The organism is Paenibacillus sp. 7541 (assembly GCF_002276395.1).
GTDB classification, from domain to species: Bacteria; Bacillota; Bacilli; order Paenibacillales; family Paenibacillaceae; genus Paenibacillus_AQ; species Paenibacillus_AQ campinasensis.
This window is the reverse complement of the sequence record NZ_NQLZ01000026.1, coordinates 30,109-51,577: the sequence shown is the minus strand read 5'-3', so window position 1 is coordinate 51,577 and position 21,469 is coordinate 30,109. Positions and strand designations below refer to the sequence as shown.

Genomic DNA, 21,469 nt, shown 5'->3' with positions numbered 1-21,469 from the left:
GGTTTGCACCCGCCGATCGCATGAAAAAGATGGAAATAAGCCCGACACCAGCGTTAAATCAATCGCTGCTGCGGGCTTATAACCTGCAATGCTTCACCCGGAAGTGTTAGGTTGCCTTTATGCTTTAAGCGTTGCGGTAAAGGAGAACGTCTGCTGTCCGCCGGCCACTTGAATTGCACCTTCGGCCAAGGCTGCGGAGCCATCAACAGACTCAATCTCGCCCATGCTGTGCAGTTGGATCGAGAATGGCTTGCCTGCACCGGTGCCTGTAAAGGCGACGCGGTTGCCGCTGCGCACCGCGCGAACTTCCAGCTCGCTTGCCCCTTCCATGCTGCGCACAGTAACTTCAGCTTCTTTGCCCTCTTCCAGCGCATATAGTCCCAGCTTCACGCCGTCCGCATAGTCATAATCCGGACGGGTATTGTCCGCGCCAATCGCCACAAATGCATTCTCGCGTACAAAGAGCGGCAGTCCCAGGAAATCATACGTTTCCTTCCGCCATGTTCCGCCTTCGACCGTCTCCCCGGTCAAGAGATGCGTCCAGCGTCCATGAGGCAAGTAATAAGTAACCTCTCCCTGCTCGCTGAATACAGGTGCAACCAGCAAGGAATCGCCCAGCATATATTGACGGTCCAGCATTTCGACAGCCGGGTCGCCAGGGAATTCCAGGAACATGGCGCGCATGCTCGGGATGCCTTTCTCCGAAGCCTGAACGGCCGTATGGAACAGATAAGGCATCAGGCTGCATTTCAGCTGAGTGAAGAAGCGGGTTACGTCCACTGCTTCCTCATCATAGGCCCAAGGCACCCGGTAAGAGCTGCTGCCATGCAGACGACTGTGGCTCGACAGAAGACCGAAGGCCAGCCAGCGTTTGAAGACATGCGCAGGCGCTGTAGCTTCGAAGCCGCCGATATCATGGCTCCAGAAGCCAAAGCCGCCCAGTCCGAGCGATAGTCCGCCGCGAAGGCTCTCCGCCATGGACTCGTAGTCGGCATAGCAATCTCCGCCCCAGTGAACCGGGAATTGCTGTCCGCCTACGGTTGCCGAGCGGGCAAATACGGCAGCCTGATTCTTGCCGAATTTCTCAACCAGTACGTTGAAGACTACTTTGTTGTACAGTTGTGTGTAGTAGTTGTGCATTTTGTGCGGATCGGAGCCGTCATAATAAACGACATCTGTTGGAATCCGCTCGCCGAAGTCGGTCTTGAAGCTGTCGACACCCATGTCCGCCAGCTCGCGCAGGTATCCTGCATACCATTCGCAGGCTTCCGGATTGGTGAAGTCCACCAGTGCCATCCCTGGCTGCCACATGTTCCATTGCCATACATCGCCGTTCGGCTTCTTCACAAGGTAGCCTTTCTCGCGGCCTTCCTCAAACAGGCGGGAGCGCTGGGCAATGTACGGGTTGATCCATACGCAAATTTTCAGCCCCTTCTCTTTCAGGCGTTGCAGCATGCCTTGCGGATCCGGGAATACCTCTTCATCCCATTGGAAGTCTGTCCAATTGAGCCCCTTCATCCAGAAGCAGTCAAAGTGGAATACATGCAGCGGGATATCGCGCTCCAGCATGCCATCTACAAAGGAGTTAACCGTTTCCTCGTCATACTTGGTCGTAAAGGATGTAGAGAGCCACAGACCGAAGGTCCAGGCTGGCGGCAGTGCCGGCTTCCCGGTCAGATTCGTATATTTATCAAGCACGCCCTTCGGATCCGGACCATCAATAATGAAGTATTCCAGCGACTCGCCCTGAACGCTGAACTGCACCTTCTTCACCTTCTCCGAGGCGACCTCGAAGGAGACCAGATCCGGCTGGTTGACAAACACGCCGTACCCCTTGTTCGTGAGGTAGAACGGAATGTTTTTGTATGCCTGCTCAGAGCTCGTTCCGCCGTCCTTGTTCCAGATATCGACCACTTGACCGTTCTTGACGAAGGACGTAAAGCGCTCGCCGAGGCCGTATACCCACTCGCCTACGCCAAGGTCAAGTTCCTCGCGCATGTAGGCTTGACCGCCCTCTTCCACGATGTGAGCGATCGATTTAAAGCCGCTGCCGGTAATGCGCTCGCTGCCTCTGTAGAAGTCCACGGACCACTGCGAGCCTTTTCTGATGACAACGCTCAGGTTGCCGCTGCGCATCGTCGCTTCGTTCTCATTCTCTTCAATGACGACATGATCCCCGTCGCTCTTGTTCAATTCAAATGCCGGACCGAGATCACGCACGCCTGCGTAATGAATCAGTTTAACGCCGATCACGTCCGGAGCCGGGGAATGGAACTGAACCGTAATCAGCTGCGCGTTAATGGTGGCTCCCCGGCCGGGAATGGGCGCGGTGGAGGCGTAAGCTGTCAGCGTCTTCCCTTTTACCGCAAAATCATAAGCCTGAACGGCTCCAGCTACGGAGAAACCTTCACGAATCATCCAGTTGCCGTCGGTGAATTTCATAAGTTGGACCGCCTTTCTATATTTCAATTTGGTGTTGTAAGCGTTATAATATCATTATACTGATCTAATTTTGTTGATTCTATCAATATCCGGTCGTTTTATTGCACGATTTTGATGTATATATCCACCTAGGGATTACCAATTCCGCATGAAGGAGAGTTCGCCATGGATCAGACGCTTCGCCAGTCCCTGAAGGAGAGCCAGGTGCATGGGAATGCGCGCTTTCCGTTCGCGTCGTACCGGTTTCATTTTGCCCCCGGAGCCCATGTCGTAGACTCCCACTGGCATAAGGAAGCGGAGATCTTCTACGTGCTTCAGGGCGAAGTGCTGTTTCAGATTGATACCGAGTATGTTCCGGTCAAGGCGGGGGAAGCGCTGTTCATAGACGGCGGCGATATTCATACCGGTCACGCCCGGGGAGATCAGGGCTGCAGCTTCTGCGCGATGGTGTTCGATCCGGCGATGCTTGCCAGCTCGCAATACGATGTGGTGCAAGAGCAGATCATTCTGCCATTCCAGGAAAGAAAGGCTACGCTGCCGAGACTGATTCGTCCGGAGACCGATGCTTCGCTTATGGCCCACATTACCGAGATGGTCCATCTGACCGCAGCTAAGCCAGCGGGATACGAGGCTGCCCTGAAGGGGCATATCTATCTGATGCTATATGAAGCGAAGGCTGCCGGCCGCATGGCCAACCGGAGCCGGAGCGGTGCCGGGGATACGACCCAGACCGAGCGGTTGAAGAAAGTCATCGCCTACATTCAGGGCAACTATCATCGCCCGATCCGCCTGAGCGAGCTTGCCGGGCTGATTCCGATGAGCGAAGGGCAGTTCTGCCGGTTCTTCAAATCGATGACCGGGCAGACGCCGATCGATTATATTAATTCCTATCGCGTCCGCCAGGCCGCGGAATTGCTGCGGCAGCCGGAGCACAAAATATCCGATATCGCACTGGATGTCGGATTTGGGCATATCAGCTATTTTGTCCGTGTCTTTCGCAAAATTATGCTGTGCACACCGTCGGAGTATCGCAAACAGCTTATATAATGAAGGCAATTTAAGAACGAATTCACGAAAACCGTTTCACGAAGCCTCCGCTTTCTGATATCTTTAGTAGAGGACAAAAATAAAAACCCAGGCATTTGCCTTAATTACCATAGAGAGGATTTTTTTACACTATGTCTAAACCACTGCTATCAGACACCATTCAAGCTGCCAAGCCTAAGAAGAGGCCCAAGCCCTCCGCGCCGCCTGTTCGGATATTCGCACTCGGCGGACTTGGGGAAATCGGCAAAAACATGTATGGCGTTGAATTTAAAAACGAAATTATTCTCATTGATGCCGGCCTGAAGTTCCCCGATTCAGATATGGGCGGTGTGGATTACATCATCCCGGATATCCGCTATTTAATTCAGAACAAAAGCAAAGTGAAGGGCTTGTTTCTGACGCATGGTCATGAGGACCATATCGGAGCGATCCCTTACGTGCTGCGCCAGATCCAGATGCCGATCTACGGCGGTCCGCTGACGATCGGACTCGTTCGTGCCAAGCTGGAGGAGCATCGGCTGCTGGATCAGACCGAACTTCATGTCTTTCATGAGGAGGAAACGATCTCCTTCCGGCATCTGTCGGTTCATTTCTTCCGTACGACGCACAGCATTCCGGACGCTTTCGGGATCGTTGTCGAGACACCGTATGGGCCAGTTGTCCATACAGGCGATTTCAAGTTCGACTTTACACCGGAGGATAAACCCGCCAATCTGCACAAAATTCTTCAGGTTGGACAGCGCGGCGTCCTTGCCCTGATGGCAGACAGCACCAACAGCGAGCGCGATGGCTTCACGCCTTCCGAGCGTACGGTAGGCCAATCCATCCTGCGCCTGTTCCAGGAATGCCCTGGCCGCATTCTGTTTGCCACCTTTGCCTCGAATGTGCACAGGCTGCAGCAGGTCGTGGATGCGGCCATACAGACCGGCCGCAAAATTGCCATCGTCGGCCGAAGCATGGAAAAAGTATTTGTGATCGGACAAGAGCTCGGTTATATCCGGATGCCTGAAGGCATGCTGATCGATGTCAAAGCCGTGAATCGCTACCGCGATGAACAGGTGTTGATCGTATGCACAGGCAGTCAGGGAGAGCCGAATGCAGCGCTGACCCGGATCGCTTCCGGGGCGCACCGCTCCATTCAGATTCATCCAGACGATACCGTTATTTTCTCTTCGTCTCCGATTCCGGGGAACACCCAAAATGTGAACCGAAGCATCGATTTGCTGATGCGGGCCGGGGCTGAAGTGAAATACGGCTCCATTCTGGACATTCACACATCCGGTCACGGTTGCCGTGAGGATTTGAAGCTGATGATCAGCAGTATTCGCCCGAAATATTTTGTACCGATACATGGGGAGTACCGGATGCTGTTGAATCATCGTGAGCTCGCCCTTCAGGTTGGCATGCCCGAGAGCAGCGTGCATCTGCTGAACATTGGCAATACGTTGTCCTTGTTCAGAAACGGGGCTCGAAGAGGACGCAATATTCCTTCCGGCGAAGTCTACATTAATAATGGTGAGCTGCGCGTACATGAGAAGGAGCTGCTTGAAGAGCGCGTTCAGCTCGCCCATGATGGGGTCGTCATTGTGGCCATTACGATCGATCCCAGCACCCGCAAGCTGTTATCCGGCCCGGAGCTGATTACTCGCGGCTTCGTATACATGCAGGACTCCAAGCCGCTTCTGCGGCGCGCGGAGGCGATGCTGCGCAAGCAGCTGAACAAGGCGGGCGAACAGCGGGAATACGACCGCGCGGCATGGGAGCAAATCACGAGCACCAAACTGAATCGCTATTTCCGAAGAGAGCTTGGAAGAAGCCCCTATATCATGCCTTCGATTATGGAGGTATAAAGGTAAAGAGCCTGGGATGAAACATCCCCGGCTCTTTTTTCGGTGATAGAGGGTTCGTTGCCACTCCCTTAGCATGATGATCCCTTTCGCTCAGGAAGCTCCCCCTGCCTCTGCCTTAACTCTAAACCACCTCTACCTGATCAAACGGGATGACCGTGCTAGGCCTCCGCACAGCAAGAACGTGCTCCCGCCACAAGCCAACGCTAATCTGCAAGCTCCACACCCTTCGTCTCTTTGCCCAGCAGCAGCACGCTGAAGGCCCCGATCAGAATCGTGACAAAAAACAGCAGGAAAATAACCTCGATACGAACCCCGTTGCCTTTCATCACGCCTACGAGAAACGGGGCGATCACCCCTCCGATCCGGCCGAAAGAAGTCGCCAGACCCACACCGGTGGAGCGAACCCTTGTCGGATACAGCTCCGGACTGTAGGCGTAGAGACCTCCCCATGCGCCCAGATTGAAAAACGAGAGGCAAATCCCTGCGGCCAGCAGTGATCCAACGGAATCGGCGATGCCAAACCAAGCCGCGCTTATCGCCGTCAATACCAAATAGGTGACCAGCACAAACTTTCTGCCCAGCTTCTCAATGAAATAAGCTGCTGTAAAATATCCGGGAAGCTGGGCGAGCGTCATGATCAGCACATATTGAAAGCTCTGCACCAGACTAAACCCCTTGTCTACCATGACCGTCGGCAGCCATAAAAACATACCATAATAAGAAAACACAACGGTAAACCAGAGCACCCAGAGCATGATGCTCGTACGGCGAAACTCCGGTGACCAGACCGAAGCGATCCGTTTGCCAAGGCCCAATCTGACCACCTTCTTCTGCTCCAGGTATCTGGGCGAGTCATCAATGGCACGCCGCAAATACAAAGCATAGAATGCTGGAAGGGCTCCGATTAGAAATGCCGCCTGCCATCCGTAATTCGGGATGACAAAGTAAGCGATCAAGGCGGCTAGAATCCAGCCCGCTGCCCAGAAGCTTTCCAGCAGCACGACCGCCCGCCCTCGTTCCTTGACCGGCATGCTCTCAGATACAAGCGTAGATGCTACAGGCAGTTCTCCGCCAAGACCAAGCCCGGCGATGAAACGAAAGATGCACAGCATGATAAACCCCGTCGCCAGGGCCGACAGCCCGCTGGCAATGGAGAATATAAGCAGTGTCCACAGCAGGATGCTTTTGCGGCCATATTTGTCTGCCAGAAATCCGGCCATCGCAGCGCCAAATGCCATGCCGATCGACGTCGTGCTTGTCAAAATGCCCACCTGCTGCGAACTGAGCGCCCATTCGGATGCCAGCGCGGCAACGACAAATGAGATCATGCCGACATCCATCGCATCGAACATCCAGCTGAGTCCCGCGCTGAAAAGCAGCTTGCGCTGCTTGGGTTCTTTTAAAAGTGCCAGATTGCTCATCCTCTAACCTCCTCTCCCTTATCTTTCTATAAGATAGGTCGAAGGATACATTCGGTCAATAGAAGATTACCAGAAGTTGCAACATTCCTCGTATGAGCGTATAGCCGTACATGTTCCCAGCAATCTCCTCTTTCGGGGAATTGAAAAAAATTGGATATTTTTGACTTGAATCTGCTGCCCTTTTCGTATATTGTGGAGAAAAGCAAGTCATTTACAATTGTGTATAGCGTTAGGATTGTTAATAAAGGAGTTTGTGAGTATGTACACGGAACAAGATATTTGGATTGTGCTCACAGGCACGGGTACCTGGTTCAGCCGGATGATCCAATACTTCACGAAAGCCCCATTGAATCATGCATCCATCGCATTCGATTCCGAGTTGCGCGAAGTGTACAGCTTCGGTCGAAAAAAAGCCAACAACCCGTTTGACGGCGGACTGGTACGGGAAAACTTGCGTTCCCCTTTCTTCTACAATTCGGAATGCGCGGTTTACCGCTGCCGTGTCCGTACCGAAGATTATGAACGAATGTACAATCTGGTGAAGGAAATGATGCGCAACCAGGATCGCTACAAATATAATCTGCTCGGGCTGCTCGGCATCCTGTTCCGAATCCACATCGACCGGGACTACGCCTTCTTCTGTTCCCACTTTGTCGCGACCGTATTGGATCGTGCAGGGCTGCGGCTTGTGAATAAGCCTTGTCATCTGGTCACGCCCGAAGACTTCTCCAATTGCCCGCAATTGCACGAGGTATACCGGGGACCGCTTCACGGTTATCTCCCACCGGACTCCCCCGCTTCGCTCCCTTCTTCTCCAGCATTCGCACCGGTAACTACGGAAGGCAGGGGCAAGTTTTTTCGGATTGGCAAGACGGGTTAATGATGATGCACTCATAATGAATATAACAAATGGAAAGCAGCCGAGTCCTTGTCTCGGCTGCTTTCTCTATAATTACACCTAGCGCAAATATTAATTTATACGGACGGGGTCTGATCTGAGGTTTGTTCCAAGCCTTTCTGCTTCACTGGCGGTTGTCCCGCTGATGGAGCAGCTGATGGCTCGACAGCATCTTCCTGCTGCTCAAGCGCAAGACTGCGCTTCCGCTTGCGTCTGCGGTTGAAATAAATAACGGCGGAAATAATCGGAACAGCGATAAGGGCGATATACATGGATACATCCTTCACCATGCCCTCCGCAGATCTTCCATATAAATAGAATAAAATACCGACAACATAAAACTTGGTGGCTCTGCCCAAAGCAGCATACACCATAAGACGCCATAAAGGAAAATTCAGACAACCGGAGAGAATGGTAAACACCTTAAACGGAATGGGTGTGAATGAACCAATCATAATGGCGGCTTCCCCGTTCTTGTTAAACATATTGGTTGCCGCATCAATCCACTTTGTCTTTAGAAGCTTATACAACACGGACTTCCCCAGCACCTTGCCGATCAGATATCCGAGCGGCGTGCCCAGCAAACATCCGATAAAACCGGCCGTTGCCAGCCATAGTGCGTTTGAGGGGTTCAACATACTTAAAGATACTTGCAGAAAAAAGGCCGGAATCGGAAAAATAACGGCATCTGCAAACGCATGAATAAACAATCCCCATGGACCAAACTTCATTAAAAAATCCAGTATGTCCTGAAACATGTCTCAACCCCTATTTAATTTCTGTCTCACTATCCTATTTATAAGACCCTCTTATAAATTATAGCACATTCTATACCCGAAATCGCCCCAGCCGGACGATTCCCTCTAAAATCCGCTAAGGCACACCCATAGGACCGGTTGCAGCACCTCTCGCTCCAAATGCGAAAGGCCGAAGCACCTTCCCGGAGCCTCAGCTCCCGGGGGTCTTCGACCTCTGAAATAGCCGGTCTGGCCAGCTGATTAACTGCTGCGATGAGCAGAATGACGAGTTGGACCTACAAATTGATTCAGCGGGAAGCCGCCGGCAATAGCCTGCGTAATGAACGCCTTCGCCTGCTGGATCGCCTCGCGAACCGTCAGCCCCTTGGCGAGTCCTGCCGTAATCGACGCAGACGATGTGCAGCCCGCACCGTGCGTATACTGGGTCACAATGGCGTCAGCCTCAAACCATTCAAACGTGGTTCCGTCATAGAGCAGATCCATCGCTTTGCCTTCCTGCAGCTTGCCTCGGTCTTTAATGAGAACGTTCTTCGCGCCGCGCCCATGAATGATCTTGGCCGCTTCCTGCATTTGCTCCAGGCTGGTAATCGGGCCTGTCTTGGCAAGCTGGGAAGCTTCGAACAGGTTCGGTGTTACCAGGTCTGCGCGAGGCAACAGGAATTGCAGCATCGCCTCGGTATTCTCCGGCTGCAGCACCTCATCCGTGCCTTTGCATACCATCACCGGATCAATAACGACACGCTGCAGCTTGTAGCGGTCGATATACCGTGCCACCAGCTCAATGATATCAACTGAACCGAGCATTCCTGTCTTCATGGCATCGATGCCGATCCCTTCGAGCACGGTCTTCAGCTGGGTTTCCACAATATCTGTCGCAACCGGAAACACCTGATGATCCCAGGTAGACGGCTCCATGCAAACGATGGTCGTGAGAGCAGTCATCCCGTAAACGTCAAATTCCTGAAATGTTTTCAAATCGGCTTGAATACCAGCGCCTCCGCTCGTATCCGAACCGGCTACCGTTAGTGCTTTTTTGATTGTCATGACCCTATTCCCTTCACATGTAAAATGATTCTTCTATTATAAAAAAGTTGTGTGACAGAATCCATACCCAAATAATGAGCAGCCCCGCGGTTTCTCGGCTTATTGTTCAGTCAAGATCCGAGGGCCGTCCTTCGTAATGGCAATCGTATGCTCGTACTGGGCAGACCATTTGCCGTCTGCGGTTCGAGCCGTCCAGCCGTCCGCGTCAACCTTGCACTGGAATGTTCCGAGGTTCAGCATCGGTTCGATGGTGATCACCATGCCCTCCTTCAGCCTCGGCCCGCGATTCGGCGGACCATAATGAGGAATCTGCGGCTCTTCATGAATGCTCTGGCCGATCGCATGGCCTACAAATTGGCGCACCACCGACAGGTTCTGCGCCTCCGCATAAGACTGAATCGCATGCGAAATATCGCCGACCCGATTGCCAATGACCGCCTGCTCAATGCCGAGATACAGCGATTTTTTGGTCACATCCAGCAAATGCTGCGCCTCCTCAGAGAGGTTCCCTACCGGGTAAGACCAGGCCGAGTCGGCGAGCCATCCGTCCAGATTAACGACCATATCGATCGTGACAATATCCCCATCCTTCAGCGGCTCGCTGCCCGGAAATCCGTGACAGATGACATCGTTGACAGAAGCGCATGTCGCATACGGATATCCTCGGTATCCCTTCTGTTCCGGATAGGCACCGTGTTTGCTCAGAAACCGTTCTACGAACTGGTCGATTTCCCGGGTCGTAACACCCGGCTTGATCATTTCAGCGATATGGCGGTGACACTCGGCAAGGAGCTCTCCGGCCTTGCTCATTTTCTCGATTTGTTCTTTCGTCTTCAGTATGATCATCTCTGGCACTCCTCTTGTTCGATATCCTGCTGCTAGCTAGCCCGAGATCGCTAACGCGCTCCGGCTTACACATGCTCCTATTCTACTCTTCTCCATCTGCAACCTCAATAAGCCCAGGCCAATGCGGATGGCCGACCAAATGCAAAGCAGCACAGCCGAATTTCATTCAGCCATGCTGCTCAGGGGATGGTCGCCCGGAACTTCAGGTCCCGCGCGCCTTGTATTCCTTATTGCAGGTACTCCCTTATCCCACTTCCAGCTGTTTCTTCTCCTTATCCGTCAGCTCGCCCTTATCCTTGGACAGGAACCAGCCCAGCACAGCGATCAGGATCAGTACGCCCCAGAAGATCACTTTCCAGCCGGTGCTCTTCGGGAAGCCCTCCGCGATAACACCAATCTCAGGGTGAGCCAGCGTATAGATGGCCAGCTTAATGCCGACCCAGCCGACAATGAGAAATGCTGCCGTTTCAAGCCCTGGTCTTCTCGCCAGCAGCTTGACAAAATAGGAGGCCGCAAACCGCATAATGACAAGACCGATAATTCCGCCCGTCAGAATAACGAGGAATTGTCCTCCGTCCATGCCGCCGATCTTCGGCAATCCGCTAGCCGGCAATGTCAGCGCAAGCGCAACGGCTGCCAGAATCGCATCCACCGCAAACGCGATGTCTGCGAGCTCCACCTTGAGCACGGTAATCCAGAAGTTCTCTTCTTTTTTGGCCGCCTTCTCCATGTGAACCTTCTTCTTCACAAAGTACTGCTTCACGATATGGTTTATGCTAATGTAGAGCAAGTAAGCCGCACCAAGCGCCTGCACGTACCAGACATCGGCCAGGTATGAAATGATAAACAGTGAGCCGAACCGGAATACGAATGCACCGGCCAATCCGTAGAACAACGCTTTCTTCCGCTTATCTTCTGGCAAATGCTTTACCATGATTGACATGACCAGCGCATTGTCGGCGGCAAGGATGCCCTCCAGGCCAATCAATACAATCAAGACCCAACCATACTCGAGTAATAGTGCTGTGTCCAAAACAATGATCTCCCTTCCATCGGTTAAGTATGATTGTCCAGGGCCGGGAATAACAAAAAACCTTTACCCCAGAACAACCGGTGATAAAGGTAACATTCACAATATTACAGGAATAGATACCTTTACCGATTAGGCAAAGGTCTCGCTAACAACGTAACGTTGCCAACAAAGCCGGAGACACGGGCGTGTCACGAATTGACGACTTTGTTGTGGAGCTACTCCCCTTTACTTGACTATCGGCATTATAGCATGACTTTACTCACTCGCCAATAGGAAATTAGAACTTTAGACGTTCCTTTAGGCTTATTTCAGAAATCATTTCCTAAAACTCCAGCAAGTATCCCGCTGCGGGGAATAAAGGGTCTTGCGATCGATCCTGCCCCACTTCACTTCATTCACCGCTGCAGCGGTTGAACTCGGAGGAAAGGCAAACGCTTGGCTTCTCCAGTCTCCCACTTCCCCTTCACGATTTAGCCCGTATGATGTCAAGCACTTCTTTTCTTATTTAATATAAACAACAGCAGACCTGCCAAAACAACAAGGGTTATGCCTGCGGGAATCCAGTATGAAGAGACACTCTTGCCTTCATTCAAGCCTTCTGCACCTTCGCTCGTCGGTCCCTGTGGCTGCTCCGCCACGGACGGCTTAGCCAGCGGCTCATATCCGGCACCCAGTTCGCTCAGCTCCGGTTCAGCTGCTGCCAGAGGCTGAGTGCCATCGCACAAGCCTGTCTGCAGCGGCTGCTCTTCGCCATGAGCCAGCACCAGAAATTCACCGCCCACATGGAACCCGTCATATCCACAGCTTGCCGAAGACATCGCAGTCGTAAGCTGAACTTCAGGCGGCACCTGCCCTTTCCAAACTCTCGACACCTCCAGAGTCACCAGAACCGGTTCGGCAGAAGACATCACCGGCTTGGACTCCGGAGGAACGATATCTGTTACTTTGCCCGCAAATACAGCAGTTTTATGCGTCATTGCTTCGGACAAGGGCAGCGGTCCTATACAGCTGCAGGCCAGCGCCTCATCCGGTTTCTCCGAGTACAGCCCCACAAGCATCCATACTACGGCCAACAACGGTATCAGCAGCTTGCGCCCCCAACCTCGCGCGCCGCGTACCTGAAACGATCTCTCCATCATCATCACCTCTACATCTCCAGACGCTGCGGACTTCTAAAAGGTTCCATTCTCTGTTAAAAACAACCAGAGGCCGCCTTCAGCCTTCTTGATCATCAGATGCTGACACGCCAGCGCGGAGAAGCGGCCGATGGTGGATCATGGCTGCAATCCATACGTCCGTCCGACCTGCTCTTCGCTCCATGACCAAAGCCGAGCCGCAAGCTCGGGATCCTGCGCTTTCCGAGCGGTTCTTGCCGGTTTGCATTTGACATAATATTCGCCGGTAATCCCTTCCACTTCCGGACTGGAAGCCAAATAAATGGCTGTTCCTGCCCCCTCGAGCGGTGTCAGAAAGAACGGTGTCAGCAGCTTGTACACACCTCTTCCGAATCCGGTGTCCCGATTGACCCCAAGGCTGGTGCTCACGGCCCCCGGATGCAGGGCATTGACCGTCATGCCTGTATGCTTCAGCCTGTGGGCCAGCTCCTTGGTGAACAGAATGTTGGCCAGCTTCGATTGTGCATACCCCTTCATGACATGGAAGCCGCGGCTCAGGTGGGGATCATCCCAATGGATCGAGCCTATTTTATGCGCGCCTGAGGATACGTTCACGATCCGGGCACGCTGTCCGGCCTGAAGCAGTTCCAGCAGCTCATTGGTCAGCATGAAGTGGCCCAGATGATTCACGCCGAGCATCGCCTCGAAGCCATCCGCCGTTGTCTCGCGTTTGAGTGTAATAATCCCAGCATTGTTAATCAGCACATCCAGCCGGTCTAGCTTTGCTTTGCAATCGGATACAAAACGCTGAATACTCTCCAGCGAGCCGAGATCACAGGTCATCAGCTCCAGCTCCGGCTCCGGGATTCCGCTCTCCTCCCTGGCAATCTTTAGCGCCGCTTCTCCCCGCGTCTGGCTCCGGCAGACCAAGATGACCCGGGCTCCTCTGCGGGCCAGTTCCGTTGCGGTGGCGAGCCCCATACCGGCACTCGCGCCTGTTACCATTACGATTTTCCCTGTCATATCCGTCACTTGCGAGAGCCTCCTTTCGAAATTAGCACTAGACAGAAAAATCCCGCCAACCGGATGCCAGAAGACGAGATTTCATGCTGTTCACATCTATGATTCGAGACTGCAAGTCGGCGCCTACGCGCCGCTTGCATTAAGGGCAAGAATGATCGCGGTCAAGCCGAAGCACAGGTTCAGCAAGCACAGGAAGATCAGCGTCTGCTTCTGGTTCAGCCCTGTCGCCAGCAGACGGTAATGCGCCTGGGAGGCATCTGCCTGGTAAATCGGCTTGGATTGCAGAATTCTCCGGATAACGACGATAATGTTATCGAAGATCGGAACACCCAGCGCGAAGATCGGTACGAACAGCGATGCCAGGGTCGCTCCCTTGAAGGCCCCGTCCAGGGCGATGATGCCGAGAATGAAGCCGAGGAACGTCGCACCTGCATCCCCCATAAAGACCCGGGCTGGCGGTTTGTTGTACTGCAAATAAGCAAGCGCTGCACCGACGAGGATTACAGCCAGCAGCGCCGATTCCCCTCGGCCCATCGTTAACGCGACGACAAACAGCGTGCCGCCGGAAATAGCGGAGAGTCCGCCTGCCAGACCGTCGATGCCATCCGAGAAATTGATCACGGTGGTGACGCCGAATATCCACAGGATGGTCAGAATAAGCTGCAGCCATTCCGGCAGATTGATGTATTGCCCCGTCAGCGGGTTGTTGAAGCCTTCAAATTGGATGCCATAGCTGTATACAACGACAGCCGCACTGACCTGCACAATCAGCTTCGGCAGAGAGGCAAGCTCCTTGCCTTGGGACTTGTACCAGTCATCTACCAAGCCGATGCCCAGAATCAGCACGCTCCCGATGAATATGCCAACCGCTTCTCTCGTCAATGCACCTGAGAATAGAAAATAGGTTATAAAAAATCCGATGAAAATCGCGACGCCCGCCGTAAGCGGGATAGGCTCCCGATGAATCTTTCTTTCACTGTCAGGCCGTGGCTTGTCTACAAAATCAAGCTTGATTGCAAGCCTCCGAAAAGGCGGAATGAGCACAAGCACGAGCGCTAACGATACGACAAATGCTGCGAGATAAAGCATAATTTCCTCCTGTGGAATGATGAAGTATGGAGAACATTGCAACCTCAGTATATGACTTTCAGGCGACTCTATCAACCTATCAATGCCAATCCACTATAAAAAAGACTGCCGCACGGTACGATAATGTACCGTGCGGCAGCCTCTCGGCCTGCTCCTCAGGACTGCTTCCTGTTCACCGCAAGTCCGATAATCATGACGATAAGTGCCAGCAAAGCGATCAGCTGATCGATGGTCATATCGGATAGCCTCCCTTGCCTGTAAGGTTGGCTCTTCTCCGGACGTCCATCCTCTCCCGTCTGTTCTGATCGGCCTTACTTTCCCCATTACCAGACTATGCTAGGGCCTTTCCGATTATGACTAGATCACTTGACTTACACCGGCCAGGCAGGCCGGTTATTCGGTTACGATTCCGTGTACGAGCACCGGCGGCTCGGCCTGATCGGAAATTCGGATGCTGGCGTACAGCTTCTCCTTCACATCGTCGATATCCTCCCGGTTCGCATGAATCGTAATCAGGGATTCACCTTCACGGACCGGGTCGCCGATTTTCTTGTTCAGCACAAGCCCCACGGCCAGATCGATCTCGGACTCCTTCGTCGCCCGGCCCGCACCGAGCAGCATCGCCGCGGTTCCAATCTCATCGGCGACCAGCTCGGCCACCACGCCATCTTCCCGCGCAGGCAGCTCGATCTTGAAGCGTGCCTCCGGCAAACGCTCCGGATGATCGACAACCGAAGCATCTCCTCCCTGATTCGCAATGAACGCCTTAAATTTCTCCAGCGCCTGTCCATTGCGCATCACTTCGCGCAGCTTCTCTTCCGCTTCCTCCAGGGAGCCTGCCTTGCCCGCCAGATATACCATCTGGCTTCCCAGCGCGAGGCACAGCTCCTCGAGATCCTTCGGCCCCTGGCCGCGAAGCGTATCGATCGCCTCGCGTACTTCCAGCGCATTGCCGATCGCTGCGCCGAGCGGCTGACTCATATCGGAGATGACGGCCATCGTCTTGCGCCCGACATTGTTGCCGATGCGCACCATCGCATGCGCGAGCTCCTTGGCGTCATCCACCGTTTTCATGAACGCGCCTGCCCCGGTCTTCACATCAAGAACGATGGCATCGGAGCCTGCCGCAATCTTCTTGCTCATAATGGAGCTTGCAATCAGAGGAATGGAGTTGACCGTGGCGGTAACATCCCGCAGCGCATAGAGCTTCTTGTCCGCTGGCGTGAGGTTTCCTGACTGACCGATCACGGCGATTTTATGTGTGTTGACCAGATGGACGAATTCATCCTTGTCGATTTCGACATGGAAGCCTGCTATCGACTCGAGCTTGTCAATCGTGCCTCCGGTATGACCAAGGCCGCGGCCGGACATTTTGGCCACCGGAATATCGAGCGCTGCTACGAGCGGGGCAAGCACCAGCGTGGTCGTATCGCCCACGCCGCCAGTGGAGTGCTTATCCACCTTGATCCCTTCAATGGCGGACAGGTCGATCGTATCTCCCGAGTTCACCATCGCCATCGTCAGATCCGCCCGTTCCCGATCTGTCATGTCCTGGAAATAGATAGCCATCGCCAGTGCACTGACCTGATAATCCGGAATGTCGCCTGCGGTATATCCTTCGATAAAGAAGCGGATTTCGTCGGTGGTAAGCTCCTTGCCATCACGTTTCTTAGCAATCAAATCAACCATTCTCATCGTCTATTCTCCTCACTGTGTGCGGATGGATGTTCATGCTAGCATTGAGTCTTCAGATTTATAGCGATATCGCCGTGTCCAGCGCTACTTCCATCATGTCGTTAAACGTAGTCTGCCGCTCTTCCGCGCTCGTCTCTTCCCCTGTCAGCAAGTGATCGCTCACTGTCAGTATCGTCATCGCATGGACACCGTAACGGGCTGCGATTGTATACAGCGCCGTCGTCTCCATCTCTACCCCAAGCACCCCGTGCTGCATCAGCTTCTCGACCACCGATTTGTCTTCACGATAGAATACATCGGAGGTGAACACGTTGCCCACATGCATGTTCAGCCCCTTCTCCTTGCCGCGCTCATACGCGCCCAGCAGCAGCGGGAAGCTGGCAATCGGCGAGAAATCATAACCGCCGAAGTGATGGCGGTTCATGCCGGAATCCGAGCAAGCCGCCTGGGCCAGAATGACGTCCCGAACGCGGACATGCTCCTGCATCGCGCCGCAGGTGCCGACGCGGAACAGATTTTTCACGCCATATTCCCGAATCAGCTCATTGACATAGATGGCAATCGAAGGCACGCCCATGCCTGTGCCCTGAACGGATACGCGCTTGCCCTTGTAAGTGCCTGTATATCCGAGCATTCCCCGCACCTCGTTATAACAGCTCACGTCTTCAAGATACGTCTCCGCAATGAATTTCGCCCGCAGCGGATCTCCTGGAAGCAGAATCGTCTCCGCGATATCGCCTGGCTTAGCCCCAATATGTGTACTCATGTCCCATTCCTCCACTAATGATTATTTCAAGTCCTGCAAAAAGCTGGTGCCGTGCTCCGGCAGCTTCACGCCAAAATTGTCGGCCACGGTAGCCCCGATGTCGGCAAACGTTCTGCGCAGCGGGAGCTCCTTGCCTTCGTCAAACCGCGGGGAATAGACGAGCAGCGGCACATATTCGCGCGTATGATCGGTTCCCTTGTAGGTCGGGTCATTCCCGTGGTCCGCTGTAATGATGAGCAGATCATCATCGCTCAGTTTATCCAGCACCTCCGGCAGGCGCTGATCGAACTCCTCCAATGCCTGGCCGTAGCCTTGCGGATCGCGGCGATGCCCGTACACCGCATCAAAATCCACCAGATTCAAGAAGCTGAGACCGGTAAAAGGCTCATCCAGCGTCTTCACAATTTGGTCCATGCCGTCCATGTTGGACACCGTTCTGACCGCTTTCGTAATGCCCTCGCCGTCATAGATATCGGAAATTTTCCCAAGCGCGATCACATCCAGACCCGCGTCCTTCAGCTCGTTCATCGTCGTTCTGCCAAACGGCTTGAGCGCATAATCATGGCGGTTGGCCGTGCGCTTGAAGCTACCCGGCTCCCCGACAAACGGGCGGGCGATAATGCGGCCCAGCATATACGGGTCATCCAGTGTAATCTCGCGGCAGAACTCGCAAATTTCGTACAGCTCCTTCAGCGGAACAACGTCCTCATGAGCGGCAATCTGGAGCACTGAATCTGCCGAAGTATAGACGATAAGCGCCCCGGTGTTCACATGCTCTTCGCCAAGCTCCTCGATAATTTCCGTGCCGCTCGCAGGCTTGTTCCCGATCACCTTGCGACCGGTCTTCTGCTCGATCCGCTCAATCAGCTCCTGCGGAAAGCCATCCGGAAATACCCGGAACGGCGTGTCAATGTACAGGCCCATAATCTCCCAATGGCCGGTCATCGTATCTTTGCCATTGGAGGCCTCCTGCATCTTCGTATGATACGCCTGTGGCTTCTCGGCAGCCGGCACGCCCTGAATCTCCCGGATGTTGGAGAGGCCGAGCTTGGCCATGTTCGGCATGTGAAGCCCGCCGCGTTCCCGAGCGATATGGCCCAGCGTATCCGAGCCAACGTCGTCAAATTTGTCCGCATCCGGCGCCTCTCCGATTCCTACGGAGTCCAGCACTATCAGATGGATTCGTTTAAACCGTTCCATATTCGTACTCCCCTTCATGATACATTGATACGTGCTTTGATGCTATTTTACAAGAACAGGCCGGCAATCGTCGCCGACAGGACACTGACCAGCGTAGCCCCGTACAGCAGCTTCAGCCCAAATCGCGCCACCGTATTCCCCTGCTTCTCATCCAGCCCTTTCACCGCCCCCGCAATAATGCCGATGGATGAAAAGTTGGCGAAGGACACAAGGAAGACCGAGACGATGCCCACCGTCCGCTCGGACAGCGCCGGGAAGTTGGCAAGCTCCAGCATGGCGACAAATTCGTTGGATACGATCTTCGTTGCCATGATGCTCCCCGCATCCACAGCCTCCGCCCAGGGAATCCCCATCACAAAAGCGAACGGCGCAAACAAGTAGCCGAGCAGTTCCTGGAAGCTGATGCCGATGATGGTATTGAATATCCCGTTAATCATTGCGATCAGAGCGACAAAGCCCAGCAGCATCGCCGCGACCGTTATCGCGACCTTGAAGCCGTCCATAATGTACTCGCCAAGCATCTCAAAAAACGACTGTTTCTCCTCTTCCTGCACTTCCAGAATATCTTCTTCCGGCTTGACCGTGTATGGATTGACAATCGATGCGATCATGAATCCGCCGAACAGATTGAGCACAATCGCGGCCACCACATAACGCGGCTCGATCATGGTCATATACGCGCCGACGATCGACATCGAGACGGTGGACATGGCCGATGCGCACAGCGTGTACATCCGATGCTTCGGAATGAGCTTGATCTGCCTTTTAATAGAGATAAACACTTCGGACTGGCCCAAAATCGCGGAAGCCACCGCATTGTAGGACTCCAGCTTTCCCATGCCGTTCACCTTGCTCAGCACGAGCCCGATATAGTGAACGAGAATCGGCAGCACCTTGATATACTGAAGTATGCCAATCAGGGCGGAAATAAACACGATTGGCAGCAGCACGTTCAGGAAGAACGGCCCTGCGCCTTCATTCGCCATCCCGCCAAACACAAATTCAATGCCGGCTCCGGCATACCCGAGCAGCGCATCAAAGACGCCGGCCACGCCCCGCACCAAATATTCTCCAAATCCCGTATTGAGCAGGATATAACCCAGGACAAGCTGCAGCAGTACCATGACCGCCAGCGGCCGATAGCGTACATGCTTTCTGTCATTGCTGATGATAAGCGCAAGCCCCAGTACAACCAGCAGACCCAGGATCGCAATGATCATCTTCATTGTAGTTGGTTCCCCCCATTAGATGTAAGTTAAAATGCCAAGATGACTGTGGGAAGACTATGCTGTTTCTATCCGTTTACCGTCACGCGTCTGCTTAGTATGAAGCTGTAGATTGACCGCCCTGCATAATTTTCACGCCAGAGCTGGCTCCGATCCGGTTCGCTCCAGCCTGAACCATGCGCTCCAGATCCTCCAGGCTGCGAACGCCGCCGGATGCCTTCACGCCCACGTTGTCACCAACCGTGGTCCGCATCAACGCAACATCCTCCGGAGTCGCTCCGCCAGTGGAAAATCCGGTGGAGGTTTTAACAAAGTCAGCGCCTGCCTGGACTGCCAGCTTACAAGCCCGCACCTTCTCCTCGTCGGTCAGCAGGCAGGTCTCAATGATGACTTTCACCAGCGCCTTCCCTTCAGCTGCGTCCACCACCGCTTGAATGTCCTTCAGCACCAGCTCATCATTGCCATCCTTAAGCGCACCGACGTTAATGACCATATCCACTTCCGTTGCGCCATTGCCAATCGCATCCTTCGTTTCAAATGCCTTCACGGAAGAGGTTGTAGCGCCAAGAGGGAAGCCGATGACCGTGCACACCTTCACATCGGTTCCTGCCAGCAGCTCGGCACATCGCTTGACCCATGCCGGATTCACACAGACGGAAGCAAAGTGATACGTTTTCGCCTCCTCCGCCAGCTTGGTAATATCGGCCTCGACGGCGTCCGGCTTCAATAAAGTGTGGTCGATCATTCCTGCTATATTCATCTGTTTAAGCACTCCTTGAATTTTATTGGGTATACCTCATCATAACGTGAAATCCCTGTAGCTGGAATTCATCATATCACACGCCTGAACATATGTAAAAATGATTAGAAATTATGTTCATTCCGGTTTATGGTAACAAAATCTTCTATCATTGTTTGCTGTCTTGCGGCCTGTCATTCAGGAATAATATTCCGCGACAAGACTGCGGAAAGCCCGTTATCGAAGGTCGATAACAGGCTTGTTCATTCCCTGGCTGGCACAGCCTGCGGCTCGCCGGCTTGCTTGCCTAGGCTAGGCATCTTCCTGCAGCAGCGCCTCGGCTGTATACTGATCGGTCACGAGGGTGTTGGCATATCCGCCGACAAGCGCGGCCTTGATGGCAATAAGCTTGCGCTGGCCCCCCGCCACCAGCATTGACGTCTCCTTCTGCCTGAGCTCTTCCAGCTCCATGCCGACGGTGCGGTTGTTAATATCTTCGCTGCAAATCCGGCCCTGTGCATCAAAGAAACGGGAGCAGATATCCCCGGCCCCTATTTCATGGAGCAGGTGCTGCTCCTCCTTCGTTAAGTACCCGAGCCGGAACAGCAGTGCATCTTCCTTGACGGTGCCCACCGTAAATACGGCGATGTTCGCTTGCCTGCCCAGTTCAAGAATCCGCTGAATATGGCGATCTTCATCCACCATCCGCTTCAATTCCACCCGGTCGAATATGACCGGCAGCGGCAAATAGCGGGCTGCGGTGTGAAACGCTTCGGCGAACCGGTTCACGATGTCGGCCGCGTATGTATTCACATGCGAATGGCTGACCCCGCCTTTCAACTGAACGACCTCGACGCCGCGAACGGCTTTGTGCTGAAGCTGCGTAGCTACCGCATGCATGGTCGTCCCCCACGTCACCCCGATAATGTCGTTGTCCTTCACAATATCATGAATATAATCGGCGGCCTTCTTGCCGATATGCTTCTGAATTTCCCGGTACTCGTTCACGGGGGAGTAGCTGATCAGCACCTGATCCAGCGCATACTTCTTGCGAACGCGCTCGCCCAAGGCGTCCAGGTCATCCTGGGGGTCTACGATCTGTATACGAACATAACCCTGTTCTTTGGCATGCTGAAGCAGCCTGGAAACGGTCGGCCTGGACACCCCCAGTCTGTCGGCGATGTCCTGCTGGCTGAAATCCGACAGATAGTACAGCCTGGCCGCTTCGATGCACAAGCGTTGTTTATCATAATCCATGATGGCTCAACCCGCTTTTA

At 53.8% G+C, this 21,469-nt stretch carries 18 protein-coding genes; 3 read left to right on the top strand and 15 right to left on the bottom strand.

All coding sequences use genetic code 11. The features are described from left to right. Nucleotides 1–117: 117 nt before the first annotated feature. Entirely contained in the window at nucleotides 118–2,442 is a 2,325-nt protein-coding gene (gene yicI / locus CHH75_RS16270; RefSeq protein WP_095398678.1) for an alpha-xylosidase, read from the bottom strand. Between the two features lie 165 nt (nucleotides 2,443–2,607). Between yicI and CHH75_RS16265 the strand changes: the two genes are divergently transcribed. Further along, nucleotides 2,608–3,489 (top strand): AraC family transcriptional regulator, encoded by an 882-nt coding sequence (locus tag CHH75_RS16265; protein WP_095266536.1) that lies wholly within the window; start codon nucleotides 2,608–2,610, stop codon nucleotides 3,487–3,489. Between the two features lie 131 nt (nucleotides 3,490–3,620). Then, nucleotides 3,621–5,339: a ribonuclease J1 gene (gene rnjA / locus CHH75_RS16260; RefSeq protein ID WP_095398677.1), complete on the top strand. Its 1,719-nt coding sequence runs from the start codon at nucleotides 3,621–3,623 to the stop codon at nucleotides 5,337–5,339. 203 nt (nucleotides 5,340–5,542) lie between these two features. Here rnjA and CHH75_RS16255 read toward each other — a convergent pair whose 3' ends face one another. Next, entirely contained in the window at nucleotides 5,543–6,760 is a 1,218-nt protein-coding gene (locus tag CHH75_RS16255) for an MFS transporter (RefSeq protein ID WP_095266534.1), read from the bottom strand. 259 nt (nucleotides 6,761–7,019) lie between these two features. On the opposite strand from CHH75_RS16255, the gene CHH75_RS16250 reads away from it, so the two are divergent. Further along, the gene (locus CHH75_RS16250) at nucleotides 7,020–7,640 is read left to right on the top strand and encodes a hypothetical protein (protein WP_095266533.1); all 621 of its coding nucleotides are present in this window, start codon (nucleotides 7,020–7,022) and stop codon (nucleotides 7,638–7,640) included. Nucleotides 7,641–7,735: 95 nt separating this feature from the next. Here CHH75_RS16250 and CHH75_RS16245 read toward each other — a convergent pair whose 3' ends face one another. The 13 genes from CHH75_RS16245 to CHH75_RS16185 form a co-directional block, all read right to left on the bottom strand. Beyond that, the gene (locus CHH75_RS16245; RefSeq protein ID WP_095267952.1) at nucleotides 7,736–8,416 is read right to left on the bottom strand and encodes a YqaA family protein; all 681 of its coding nucleotides are present in this window, start codon (nucleotides 8,414–8,416) and stop codon (nucleotides 7,736–7,738) included. A gap of 240 nt (nucleotides 8,417–8,656) precedes the next feature. Next, nucleotides 8,657–9,460: a bifunctional hydroxymethylpyrimidine kinase/phosphomethylpyrimidine kinase gene (locus CHH75_RS16240; protein WP_095398676.1), complete on the bottom strand. Its 804-nt coding sequence runs from the start codon at nucleotides 9,458–9,460 to the stop codon at nucleotides 8,657–8,659. Nucleotides 9,461–9,559: 99 nt separating this feature from the next. Next, nucleotides 9,560–10,306: a type I methionyl aminopeptidase gene (gene map / locus CHH75_RS16235; protein WP_095398675.1), complete on the bottom strand. Its 747-nt coding sequence runs from the start codon at nucleotides 10,304–10,306 to the stop codon at nucleotides 9,560–9,562. Between the two features lie 244 nt (nucleotides 10,307–10,550). Beyond that, the gene (locus CHH75_RS16230) at nucleotides 10,551–11,339 is read right to left on the bottom strand and encodes a TerC family protein (RefSeq protein ID WP_095398674.1); all 789 of its coding nucleotides are present in this window, start codon (nucleotides 11,337–11,339) and stop codon (nucleotides 10,551–10,553) included. Nucleotides 11,340–11,824: 485 nt separating this feature from the next. Continuing rightward, nucleotides 11,825–12,481 (bottom strand): hypothetical protein, encoded by a 657-nt coding sequence (locus tag CHH75_RS16225; RefSeq protein ID WP_095398673.1) that lies wholly within the window; start codon nucleotides 12,479–12,481, stop codon nucleotides 11,825–11,827. A 132-nt stretch (nucleotides 12,482–12,613) separates the two neighbouring features. Further along, nucleotides 12,614–13,477, bottom strand: a complete 864-nt coding sequence (locus tag CHH75_RS16220; protein ID WP_095398708.1) for an SDR family oxidoreductase — start codon at nucleotides 13,475–13,477, stop codon at nucleotides 12,614–12,616. Between the two features lie 123 nt (nucleotides 13,478–13,600). Next, on the bottom strand, nucleotides 13,601–14,566 hold the full coding sequence (locus tag CHH75_RS16215; protein ID WP_095267947.1) for an MraY family glycosyltransferase: 966 nt from the start codon (nucleotides 14,564–14,566) through the stop codon (nucleotides 13,601–13,603). A gap of 393 nt (nucleotides 14,567–14,959) precedes the next feature. Then, on the bottom strand, nucleotides 14,960–16,261 hold the full coding sequence (locus CHH75_RS16210) for a pyrimidine-nucleoside phosphorylase (protein WP_095398672.1): 1,302 nt from the start codon (nucleotides 16,259–16,261) through the stop codon (nucleotides 14,960–14,962). Between the two features lie 58 nt (nucleotides 16,262–16,319). Continuing rightward, nucleotides 16,320–17,027 (bottom strand): purine-nucleoside phosphorylase, encoded by a 708-nt coding sequence (gene deoD / locus CHH75_RS16205; RefSeq protein WP_095398671.1) that lies wholly within the window; start codon nucleotides 17,025–17,027, stop codon nucleotides 16,320–16,322. Nucleotides 17,028–17,048: 21 nt separating this feature from the next. Then, nucleotides 17,049–18,227 (bottom strand): phosphopentomutase, encoded by a 1,179-nt coding sequence (deoB, locus tag CHH75_RS16200; protein WP_095398670.1) that lies wholly within the window; start codon nucleotides 18,225–18,227, stop codon nucleotides 17,049–17,051. Nucleotides 18,228–18,274: 47 nt separating this feature from the next. Then, a complete protein-coding gene (locus CHH75_RS16195) occupies nucleotides 18,275–19,453 on the bottom strand; it encodes a NupC/NupG family nucleoside CNT transporter (protein ID WP_095398669.1) in 1,179 nt (392 codons plus the stop codon). A 94-nt stretch (nucleotides 19,454–19,547) separates the two neighbouring features. Continuing rightward, entirely contained in the window at nucleotides 19,548–20,213 is a 666-nt protein-coding gene (gene deoC / locus CHH75_RS16190; protein WP_095398668.1) for a deoxyribose-phosphate aldolase, read from the bottom strand. Nucleotides 20,214–20,504: 291 nt separating this feature from the next. After that, nucleotides 20,505–21,449, bottom strand: coding sequence for a DNA-binding transcriptional repressor DeoR (locus CHH75_RS16185; protein ID WP_095398667.1), 945 nt, complete (start codon nucleotides 21,447–21,449; stop codon nucleotides 20,505–20,507). Nucleotides 21,450–21,469: the final 20 nt, after the last annotated feature.